At 33.4% G+C, this 11,552-nt stretch carries 9 protein-coding genes and 2 tRNA genes; 7 read left to right on the forward strand and 4 right to left on the reverse strand.

Translation table 11 applies throughout. The annotated features are described in order from the left end of the window. Together IEW94_RS15500 and IEW94_RS15505 are read right to left on the reverse strand one after the other, a co-directional pair. On the reverse strand, positions 1-669 hold the full coding sequence (locus IEW94_RS15500) for a response regulator transcription factor (protein ID WP_188654738.1): 669 nt from the start codon (positions 667-669) through the stop codon (positions 1-3). A gap of 296 nt (positions 670-965) precedes the next feature. Further along, the gene (locus IEW94_RS15505) at positions 966-1,424 is read right to left on the reverse strand and encodes a hypothetical protein (protein WP_188654740.1); all 459 of its coding nucleotides are present in this window, start codon (positions 1,422-1,424) and stop codon (positions 966-968) included. Between the two features lie 166 nt (positions 1,425-1,590). Here IEW94_RS15505 and trxB point away from each other — a divergent pair, with 166 nt between their 5' ends. The 4 genes from trxB (at position 1,591) to IEW94_RS15525 (ending at position 4,529) form a co-directional block, all read left to right on the forward strand. Beyond that, positions 1,591-2,571 (forward strand): thioredoxin-disulfide reductase, encoded by a 981-nt coding sequence (gene trxB / locus IEW94_RS15510; RefSeq protein WP_188654742.1) that lies wholly within the window; start codon positions 1,591-1,593, stop codon positions 2,569-2,571. Between the two features lie 100 nt (positions 2,572-2,671). Then, positions 2,672-2,746, forward strand: a tRNA-Pro gene (locus IEW94_RS15515). Positions 2,747-2,995: 249 nt separating this feature from the next. After that, complete coding sequence (locus tag IEW94_RS15520) at positions 2,996-4,255, forward strand: site-specific integrase (protein WP_188654744.1); 1,260 nt, start codon at positions 2,996-2,998, stop codon at positions 4,253-4,255. Positions 4,256-4,447: 192 nt separating this feature from the next. Further along, a tRNA-Leu gene (locus IEW94_RS15525) sits at positions 4,448-4,529 on the forward strand. 222 nt (positions 4,530-4,751) lie between these two features. On the opposite strand, the gene IEW94_RS15530 is transcribed toward IEW94_RS15525, so the two are convergent. After that, positions 4,752-5,084, reverse strand: coding sequence for an integrase core domain-containing protein (locus IEW94_RS15530; protein ID WP_188654746.1), 333 nt, complete (start codon positions 5,082-5,084; stop codon positions 4,752-4,754). 286 nt (positions 5,085-5,370) lie between these two features. Here IEW94_RS15530 and IEW94_RS15535 point away from each other — a divergent pair, with 286 nt between their 5' ends. From IEW94_RS15535 to IEW94_RS15540, 3 genes are all read left to right on the forward strand, one after another. Further along, positions 5,371-7,980, forward strand: coding sequence for a sodium:solute symporter family protein (locus IEW94_RS15535; protein ID WP_188654747.1), 2,610 nt, complete (start codon positions 5,371-5,373; stop codon positions 7,978-7,980). A gap of 668 nt (positions 7,981-8,648) precedes the next feature. Further along, entirely contained in the window at positions 8,649-8,777 is a 129-nt protein-coding gene (locus tag IEW94_RS17040) for a hypothetical protein (RefSeq protein WP_373286647.1), read from the forward strand. Positions 8,778-9,582: 805 nt separating this feature from the next. Beyond that, positions 9,583-10,491 (forward strand): dihydrodipicolinate synthase family protein, encoded by a 909-nt coding sequence (locus IEW94_RS15540; protein WP_188654749.1) that lies wholly within the window; start codon positions 9,583-9,585, stop codon positions 10,489-10,491. A gap of 277 nt (positions 10,492-10,768) precedes the next feature. Here the strand turns inward: IEW94_RS15540 and IEW94_RS15545 are convergent, their stop codons facing one another. Then, positions 10,769-11,509 (reverse strand): FadR/GntR family transcriptional regulator, encoded by a 741-nt coding sequence (locus IEW94_RS15545; protein WP_188654751.1) that lies wholly within the window; start codon positions 11,507-11,509, stop codon positions 10,769-10,771. Positions 11,510-11,552: the final 43 nt, after the last annotated feature.

An 11,552-nucleotide genomic window follows, 5' to 3' on the forward strand; every position in this document is an offset into this window, starting at 1 on the left:
TTAGAGCTCACTGGCCATATAACCAATGCCTCTTATTGTTTGAATATAATTTGTACTGGTTGAGAGCTTGAGCTTTTTTCTCAGCGCATTGATGTATACGTCAATGACACTTGTATTGTAATCAAAGTGAATGTCCCAAACGTTTTTTATAATTTGAGAGCGTTTGCAAACGCTGTCTTTATGTCTCATTAAATATTCCAGTAAGGCAAATTCTTTTTGGGTTAAAGAGATTTCTTCAGAACCTCTAAACACTTTGTGACTATTGGTATTGAGGGTAATGTCTCCAAGTGTAAATATGGCATGTTCACCAGATTTTGGCCTTAATTGTACTTTGATGCGCTCTAACAGTTCATCAAAATGGAATGGTTTTTTTATATAGTCATTGGCTCCAGATTGAAGCCCAAAAATGGTTTCATCAACGGTGTCTTTTGCGGTGAGAAATATAATGGGGGTTTCAGTAAACTTTTTCCTGAATTGGTTGCAAATTTCAATACCGCTCATTCCTGGTAACATCCAGTCCAATAGCAATAAATCATAATCACCAGATAAGGCAAGCTCTAACCCGTTTTTGCCATTTTCTGCAACATCAACGACGTATGATTCTTCCTCTAATCCTTGTTTGAGAAAGTTTGAAATACCGGGCTCATCCTCAACTATTAATAGTCTCATTCTGCAAAATTTATTTTTTAATTTCAAATATTCACTAAAGCAGCCTTAAGATTTGCTTAAAAGTTTTAATAGGTAACAATAAAAAAGTCTGAGAATATATAAAATCCCAGACTTTTATGCTATTAATAAATTCAAATAATATTCTGATAAACGTTATTAGGAAAACCAAATCCTTTTTTAACTTCAGAAAAAATATGTTAGTGGTTTAATTCATCAATCATGAAATGAAACAACAGGGCAATATTAATAATTAGAAAAAAAAGGTTTTATGATAAATATCATGAAATTGAAAAAACCTATTCAATTCTTTCATAATTTTCAGCGTAAATGGGATTGCCTTCTTCATCTATTTGTACTTGTGAAAACTTGTTTTGGTTCAATTTTAACTCAAAAACAAATCTTTTTTGCTCTTTTATGGCTTTGTTCATGGATTTTGAGCCAAAATCAAGAATTTCTGTTAATGAATCTTCTTTTATAAAATAATCACCATAACCAAACCAATCAACAGAATCGGCCTCTTTGTATCGGCTCCACATAACTTTTGATTTTGTGTAAATTTTTATTTGTTTGTACTCGTCAGACGCTTTGATGGTATCAACAATCTGGTTGTCCTTGTAATTGTAATAGCTCGCTAATTTCCAAACGCCATTCATGGTTAGTTCCTCAGAATTGGTTTTCATGTTCACATCTGAATCAGAATTGTTTTTGCATGAAGTCAAGCACATCAAACACAAAATAAATAATATGGATTTCATAATCTGTTTAGTTTTAGAATTGTTTGTATTCTAATTTACAAAAAAAAACATCCAATAGCTAAATGGATTTTTTGCTAATTAGGTATTTGTGATAACTTTTAATAATTATGATGTAAGTTTTATTGCAAAAATTCTACTTTTGTTTCAGTTAAAATTAATTAGGATTATGTCAGAAAGTATTGAAAAAGTAAAATGCTTGATTATTGGTTCAGGGCCAGCAGGATACACGGCTGCTATTTATGCGGCAAGAGCCAACATGAAACCAGTTTTGTACCAAGGAATGCAACCCGGCGGACAATTGACTACCACAAATGAAGTTGAAAATTTTCCAGGATACCCACAAGGCATTACAGGGCCAGAAATGATGATTGAGCTACAAAAACAAGCAGAACGTTTTGAGGCAGATATTCGTGATGGTTGGATTACGAAGGTTGATTTTTCTGGTGATGTCCATAAAGTCTGGGTTAATGATGTTAAGGAAATCCACTGTGATACAGTCATTATTTCTACTGGTGCGTCAGCTAAATATTTAGGAATAGATTCCGAACAAAAATATCTGAAACTAGGTGGAGGCGTTTCTGCCTGTGCCGTTTGTGACGGGTTCTTTTACAGAAATCAGGAAGTAGTGATTGTAGGTGCCGGAGACTCAGCATGTGAAGAGGCACACTATCTGTCTAAACTTTGTAAAAAAGTGACCATGTTGGTAAGAAGAGACGAGTTCAGGGCTTCTAAAATCATGGCTGACAGAGTCATGAATACAGAAAACATAGAGATTTTGTTCAATACGGAAACCGATGAGGTTTTGGGTGACGGACAAGTAGTAACTGGTGTCAGAGTGTTCAATAACAAGACCAATGAGAAACATGAAATTCCGGCCACTGGATTTTTTGTGGCCATTGGACATAAACCAAATACGGATATTTTTAAAGAGTATTTAAAATTGGATGAAACGGGATACATCATTAATGTGCCAGGTACCTCTAAAACCAATGTTGAAGGCGTTTTTGTTTCAGGTGATGCGGCCGACCATGTTTACAGACAGGCAGTAACTGCGGCTGGCACAGGCTGTATGGCGGCGTTGGATGCGGAGCGTTATTTAGCAGCAAAAGATTCAACGTTTGAAATATCAACTTCAACGTATAATTAATAATAAGTATTTATAATATACAAGCCAAAACAGCAATGTTTTGGCTTGTATATTTTTGTAATTATAGTAAAAAGTGTTTTCTTTGAACCCCAAAATAAAACGGGATGTGGCGCAGTCCGGTTAGCGTACACGGCTGGGGGCCGTGTGGTCGCAGGTTCAAATCCTGTCATCCCGACAAAACAGTATATCAATCTAAATCAAAAACCTGTTAATTGTATGATTTACAGGTTTTTGAGTTTTTAACAGTTTCAAAAGAAAACAAAAAATTATGTTAAAAAAGTCAACAATTCGGATAACAAAATTAATTTTCGAAATGTGTTGACCGAATTGTAAAAATCCATCGGTTGGTCAGAATAATAAATGTATCTTTAAAGTGACTTGGCTTTCGTCTGGTAATAAAAAGTATTAACTAAAAGACGAAATCATGAAAACAACAAGTACTTTAGGTATTCTGTTCTGGGCAGATTTAGCAAGAGTAAAAGACAGCCAAGCTTCCATTTATGCAAGGATAACAGTAAAGGGCAAGCGAGCAACACTGAGTTTAAAACGCAAAGTTCACGTATCGGATTGGGACGCCCATAGGGGTAGGGCCCGCGGAAAAAACCAAAAAGCAAGAACACTAAACAACTATCTAGAAGAGGTGAACAGTGACCTTTTCAAGTGCTACCAAGATCTGAAGACAGAGCGTAAGCTAATAACCTCAAATGCCATCAAGGCAAGATACATGGGGGAGGATGAACAGAATCATTCAATCAAAGATATCATCGAATACCATTATGAGGACATGGAGGGCAAACTTAAGTGGGGCACTCAAAAAAACTACTACACTACTGAAAAGTATATATTAAAGTTTCTACTGAAGCGTTATAAAACCACTGATATGTATTTGAGGGAACTCAATTATAATTTCATACTCAAGTTTGAAAAATATCTGAGAGGATATGTTCCAACGGATCACCAAAGGAAAATGGGCAACAATACGGTGATGAAACATATAGAACGCTTTCGAAAACTTATTAATCTAGCGCTCAAATTGGGATGGATTGAAAAAGACCCATTTATAAACTTTAAAGCTCATATTATAAAAACCGAAAGAGGGTTTTTGAGTTCAGATGAGTTAAATGCGATAGAGCAGAAACAGCTCACGATAGAGCGGTTGCAACTGGTAAAGGATCTGTTTGTATTCAGTTGCTATACTAGTTTAAGCTATATCGATGTGATCAACTTAACAGAAGACAACATCAATATTGGGATTGACGGCGAATTGTGGATTCACTATAGAAGGGAAAAAACAACCAAGGTCATTAGAATTCCCTTATTGCCTAAAGCTTTACAGATTATTGAAATATATAAAAACAACCATAAATCGAAAGCGCAAGGGAGCATATTCCCTAAAATATCAAATCAGAAACTGAATTCCTATTTAAAGGAAATTGCCGATGTGTGTGGTATCAAAAAAAATCTGACCTTTCACATAGCCAGACATACATTTGCCACCACGGTCACACTGAGTAATGGTATTCCCATAGAAACAGTTTCAAAGTTGTTGGGTCACTCTAAAATATCCACGACCCAAATCTATGCGAAGGTTATAGAGAGAAAAGTCAGTGACGATATGAATAAGCTAAGGGGGCAATTTTTAAACACAAAAAAGGAGCTGGATGAAGCTTGTCAAAATTTATGACTCTTAAGAATAATTCTTATTTGATATCATAAATTCTTGATAATAACAGGATTTGGATAAGAAAAAATTAAATAAATTATAATGTGGACTTTGTGAAGTGGGTATGTAGCCTATTCCTTTTTAGGGAGGCTAAAGGTAGATATGCTAGATTTAGGTGCTAGGCAAGTATAAGTTCTTAGAATATTGATAAAAGCTGGTGTGGTGGAATTTGCAGCCTCGTCAGACTAAGGATCTGGTGCCGCGAGGTGTGGGAGTTCGTATCTCCCCACCCGCACTTTTTCAAATCTTAATTAAACGTTAAAAGCGTCTCAATTTTGAGAGGCTTTTTTGTTTGGGTACAACATAGGTACAAATTTTGTTAATTTTCAACTTAAATTTTATTTGACAATATTTAGGTTCATTTATATTAAATAAAAATTTAAGTAAAATGATGAGCGATCAGAAAACTAAAAACCGAACACGTTTTGGAACTGGACTTGCAACAAAAAGTCGGCCATTATTTTAAAGGACTATGCTGCATTATTAATTGATAAAATTCTTGTTCCATTTCATGGGGAGTTTTATAACCTAATGTTTGGTATAATCGTAATTTAGTATACCAGATTTCAACCCATTCAAAGACTTTAGCTTTAGCCTCATCTATAGTTTTAAATTCATTATAATATACTAATTCTACTTTCAAAGACTTAAAGAAGGATTTAGCTACTGCATTATCCCAACAATTACCTTTTCTACTCATAGACTGTGCAATGAGCTCATTATATTTTAGTAATTCTCTAAATGCTTTTGAAGCATATTGTATGCCTCTGTCAGAATAATGTATAAGCACTTTAATATTTTTGATTTTGTAAATAGCCTAATTACGAGCTCTCGCTTCGACTGCTCGATACAGGGAGATATTTAATATAAGTATTGGCATTTAAATTTTAAGATTTTTCATAGTTTTATTATAACCATTGAATATGGTTTTGGTTGATTTTAAATGAAACCAAATACAAAGTTGTTAATTATATGTAATACATAATACAATCAATTAATTTTTATTAACTTTGTCGTTGGATTTTCAACTAGGATTTGAAGCAAACAGCACTAATATATAAAATAATCTTTCTAAAATGAAGAAAATCGAGAATGTCGTAATCTTAGTACTTATAGTTTTAACTAGCCTTCAATTCTATGGACAGGAGGTAACCAAATTAAACATTGAGGAACTGGCTAGTTTACCTGCGGATAAAGAGGGTGCTAAATCATTTGGTTATGCTGGTATGCTGGGAGGAGTTCATAATGGGATTCTATTGGCTGCAGGTGGCGCAAACTTTCCAAATGGATTGCCTTGGAAAGGTGGTAATAAAAAATGGAGTAATAATATCTATATTTTTCAAAATGGTCAGTGGCGGTTATCCAAAAAGCAATTACCCATGCCACTCGCATATTCAGCCTCAGTATCTACAGAGAACGGAATTTTGTGTATTGGAGGTAACAATGAAACACTTACAAGTGATAAAGTGTTTTTAATGGCTTATAATCCATCTTCTAAAGATATTGACATATCCGAATACCCTGTACTACCAGAACCATTGGCATTTACATCTGCCGTTGTTTTCGAAGATTTTGTGTATGTAGTAGGAGGTAAAAATTCTAAGAGCAGCACGAATTCATTTTACAGGCTAAACCTAAAGGAAGCGAAGAAGTGGGAAAAATTGGCAGATTTCCCGGGGCCTCCCAGAGCCCTCCATTGTACTGCGATCCAAGAAACCTCTACCAATGACAAGTTATTTGTTATAGGTGGAAGGAATGAAAAAGCAGGGCAAAAATCACAAATACTGACCAATTATTTATCATATGATTTTAAAGAACAAACTTGGAAAGACGAAGGTGACCTTAAGATAAATGGAAAGAATAGAGTGCTTATGGGAGCTTCAGCTGAAACTATGGGCTCCATGCACATTATGATATACGGTGGAAGCGATGCTGTGCTTTTTGATGAGTTGGAAAATATTTCCCTGCAATTGCGTACCGCAAAAAACGATACAATAGTAAATTCGTTGAAGAAGAGAAGAGACTATATTTTAAATAATCACCCAGGCTTTTCAAACGAAATTTTGGCATACAATACCATCACCAAAAAGTGGTTTGTTTATGATAGTCTTACTACAAAGATCCCGGTTACGGCACTTGCATTTAAGGACAATGATAAATTCGTAATGGTTTCAGGAGAAATCACACCGGGAATTCGCACGCCCATTGTACGAATGTTTAAGATTGTTGATGCCGCCCATCCTTTTGGATTTCTTAATTATGGCGTCCTTGCACTATATCTATTAATATCGGTGTTGATCGGCATTTATTTTGCTCGTAAACAGAAATCTACAGCAGATTACTTTACAGGTAGCGGCCGAATACCTTGGTGGGCTTCTGGCTTAAGTGTTTTTGGAACGCTGTTAAGTGCCATAACCTTTATGGCTATTCCGGCTAAAACTTTTATAACCGATTGGTCTTTCTTTTTCATGAGTATAGCAGCTATCCTCATAACACCCCTAATTTCAATTATTTTCATTCCCTTTTTTAATAAACTCAAAATCAAAACGGCTTATGAATATCTTGAGGGCCGATTCAACTATACAGCTCGTGCCTTTGGAAGTCTGTCTTTTATCATGTTTCAAATAGGAAGAATAGGAATCGTATTGTTATTGCCTTCTTTGGCTATTTCAATTGTAACGGGTATTCCAGTTGAAATTAGTATTTTAATCATGGGAGTTCTCTGTATATTCTATACCACTTTTGGAGGTATTGAAGCTGTGATATGGACAGATGTTATGCAAGTAATTGTACTTCTTGGTGGAAGTATTTTGGCCATAGTATGGATTATGTTGCATACTGAAACATCTTTTGAAGATATGATGACCTACGCTTCGGAAAGGAATAAATTCAATATTGCTAATTTTGAACTTAATTTTACAGAGTCTACATTTTGGGTAGTCTTTATTGGGGGTCTTGCTTCTTCCATGGTTACCCAAGGTACGGATCAAACTATTGTACAACGTTATTTAACAAGTTCTGACGTTAAGGATTCCCAAAAAATCTTATACACTAATGCCGTACTTACACTACCTGCAACCATAATCTTTTTTGGTATTGGAACTCTCTTGTTTATTTTCTATACCGAAATACCAGACGCGCTTTCTCCTGCTATTTCCAATAATGACTCCATCTTCCCTTGGTATATTGTACGAGAGTTGCCCATGGGGGTTTCCGGACTGCTAGTAGCCGGTATTTTCTCTGCCGCTATGTCGAGTATTAGTAGTAGTCTAAATTCTGTATCAACAGCATATTGCAATGATTTTCATGCGCATTTTAAACCTCTCGTAACTGATGTGAAACTACTACGAATTGCAAGGGTGGCAACAATGATTACTGGTATTCTTGGATTATTGTTAGCTCTTTGGATGGCAAATTCCAATATTAAATCGCTTTGGGACCAGTTCTATCGATTTTTAGGTCTTTTTACAGGGGGGCTTGGAGGTATGTTCCTTTTAGGAATGCTTGCTAAAAAAGCCAATGCCACAGGAACGTTGATAGGTTTAATGGTTAGTGCCATTTCAATTTGGTATATAAGCGTCTTTACGGAAATCAACTTTTTAATGTACTCCTTTTTCGGTGTAGCTTCATGTTTTTGTTTTGGGTATATTTTTAGCTTGATATTTCCTGGTAAGAAAAAAGTATAGATATAGGTTTAGTTATAAAGTAAACAATTAAAAAAGCAAACTATGATTACTGAGACGATGCTTTGTGAAGTAGACTAATTTATTGGAAGGACTAATCAAAAAATAAAATGGCCCTCTATAGTGGTTAGAATATGAAAACTTAATCATTTGAATAATGTGTTACTTTGAATTGAAGTTGACTTTTCAACAATAAGCGAGAAGCGATTTTTTGTAAAGATTTTCGGGAAAGATAGAAAATGATGGTTCAATTATGAGCGATCCTGCGATGGCACAGGAACTTTTAATTATTGAGAAAAATAAATAATTATTTGAAGAAAAAATCGACTTGAAAAATATTGGGATTTGGTTGTCACCCGCGAAAAAAAAGATTTCATGTTAAAATTTTTGAAAGCGTAAAATATCAAAGTGAAGTTTTGTTCATGTAAATTTATGGTAAATCAAAATTTGTTTGGTAAACTATTACATTTCAGATATGCTCTCCAGCACTACTAACATTGAGTTTTCTTAAGCAAGAAAAAACATCTTATGGGAAGGCTCAAATTTGGAGACAATGTGATATCAGAATCAAAATGTCGTACCCAACCATAATTTAATGCAAAACGGATATGTGTAAGGGGGGGGGTAGAACCTGTTTCAAACAAGTGTAGTATCAATCTAGGAATCATTTTTTGATTATGTCTTCGCATGCAACAAAATCGAGAGATTTGCATAAATATATTGTAGATAATGGTGGAGGAAATTATCCAAATGCGAAATTCAAATTTGGTGATATTTTCGCCAATACTTTTGAAACTTAAAATTACAAAATCATCATTATTACAATGACTGTAGTTGGCCGAGACCCTACTGCTTGGGTTTAGAGTTCATGGAACTGAAGGCTGGGGATTATTAGTTTCCCAAACTTCATTAAGAGTTTTGTTTTTCTTTAACTTTATTTGTGATTTTATGTTAATTATTTTTTTCTAGATAATAGTTTATTTCAACCATTAAAAAAATGGCCTTCTAACTGATATCTAATTTTATGGTTGTTAAAATCTAACTTGTTTTTAATAGCAACATTTAGAAGACCATATTTCGAGTATGGTTTTTGTTAGAATATAATCCAATCAAAAGAACTACAATAGTTTTTAAGAGCTGTTTCATAATAGATAAATTGTTTTGTTTATCCAATCGTCAAAAAGAAAATCTTTTTTATCACTTAGTAGAGGTTAAAAAAAGGAAGAAGGTAAACTACGCCTTCTTCCTTCAACTAACTCAATAATAACTAAAAACTCTACTCATAATTAAATTTATTCTTAATTATGCATACTGTATTTTTTTAAATATGTATAACATAATACAAAAATATAAAAAATATAAGAAATAGGAAAGGTTTTATCTTAATTTTTTAGTTTTCATAGGTAAATAATGTAAAAATAATTATGTTATTTCTACGAGTTCTTAGTGATTGAATTTGTAAATGTGGTTTAGAGTTGAAATGTTATTTTGAATAAATAGTTAATTGGTTGATAGGTATTGTATTAGCTTACAAAAATAAACTCGTTTAATTTCGTAAAATAAAAACTTATTTTTAAATTTGAGTTATGTAATACATAAAAAAATATGGAAATCAAAAATTTGATAGCTGCTACTTATGCACCATTAAAAGAGGACGGATCATTAAATTTAGGGATTATTAAAGAGTATGGGTTTTTTTTAAAGTCTAATAAAGTGGCAGGCGCATTTGTAAATGGATCGACAGGAGACTTTGCGTCCTTAACACCTGATGAAAGAAAATTGATAATAGATGCATGGGCTGCGGATAAACCTTCAAATTTTGCTTTAATAAATCATGTTGGAGATATTAGTTTGAAAACAGCTAAAGACTTAGCTAGTCATTGTGCGGACAAAGTTGATGCTATAGCAACATTGTCACCTTTTTATTTTAAACCAAGGAGTTTGCAACAGTTAGTTGATTATTGCACAGAAGTAGCAATGTGCGCACCTAACTTACCCTTTTATTATTACCACATACCTGTTCTAACTGGAGCTCATTATTCTATGGAGGACTTTTTGGAATTGGCAGAGAACCAAATTCCAAATTTAGCTGGCATTAAGTTTACTAATAATGATGTCCTAGGTTTCAAACATAGTAAGAATTTCAATAATAATAAATATAATATCTTATATGGAGTTGATGAGATGTTTTTGTCTAGTTTGCCATATGAAGCAACTGGTTGGGTTGGAAGTACATACAACCATCTAGCTCCTTTATATTATAAAATTAAATACGCATTCGAAAATGGTAACATTTCATTAGCTGCTCAGTTAATGGATAAATCAGTTCAATTTATAGAGCTATTAGACGGTCGCGGAGGGTTTAATGGAGCGGGTAAATCTTTTATGAAAATATTAGGAATTGATTGTGGACCAAGCAGATTTCCTCATAAAACGTTCTCCAACGAAGAACTAGTTGAGATAAAAGGTGCCCTAAAGAAGCTTGGAATTATGAGTTATACTAATCGTTTGTAAATGGCTTAATAAGTATGCTTCATTTAATTTATAATCAACAAAAACACTAATTATTAAAGAAAGTGTTTTTGTTGATTTTAGTTGCGTTTTTTTATAAATTTAATAAAATAGAAATTTTAGATGATAAAAATATATTAAATAGTTTTTGGACATGGATTGAAACGTGCTGAATAGAAATTTGAAATGCACTAGAAACGCATAGGTATTCATTAGGTTGTTAAAGAAGAGCAGTCTGTTTAAAAAGTTTTAAGCGATAAAATTTAATTAAAAAAAGAATTTACTTTTGATTGATATTAATAATATTATGAAAGTGGGGTTCTAAATGTTGTCTCATTGCATTTCTAAAAGTTTCAGGGTTCCCAATTTTAATATTATCTAATAAATCTCTGTGTGAAACAGATTTTTGGTTAGAATTTTTAAACTGATTGGGAAAGCCTTCATGTTGCTCATGGACAAATTCAAAAACAGGTAATAGCATATTTTGAAAGCGTTGAAGTGTAACATTGTTCGAAATGTCATATAGCTTACCATGAAACGAAATTTCATTGACTAAATTAAAACTCCTGTCACTTTTTTGGTTAAGCGCATCTTTTTCCTCTTTTTGAACAATCATTTCTAGTTCATCAATGTCTTTTTGAGTCTTTCTTGCAAAAAGAATATCTGCCATTCCCATCTCTAGGATTAGCCTTAATTCAAAAAGATTTTTTAATACAACATTGCCTAATAGCTTAGGGTCAAGTACACGCTCCATGTTGTCCATAACATCAGGGTGTGTTAAAATCATGCCGCGATGTTTTTTCGACTCTATTAAGCCTAAAGTTCTTAGTCTAAGAATGGCTTCTCTAACAGCCGTTCGACTAACTCCTAAAGATTCAGCAAATTCAGTTTCTTTAGGAATGGCGTCACCAGGGGCTAAGTCATTTTCCTTAATGAAATCTATAATACGAAGTTCTACTTTATCGACTAACGATAAGTTTTCTAAAGGTTTGATTTTTTTAAATTTTTTTTTGACATCCATTATTTGATACTCTGTGTTTTAAAATATTTTTAGAAACAACTTC

The sequence above is a fragment of the Yeosuana aromativorans genome (genome assembly GCF_014646655.1).
Lineage (GTDB): Bacteria > Bacteroidota > Bacteroidia > Flavobacteriales > Flavobacteriaceae > Yeosuana > Yeosuana aromativorans.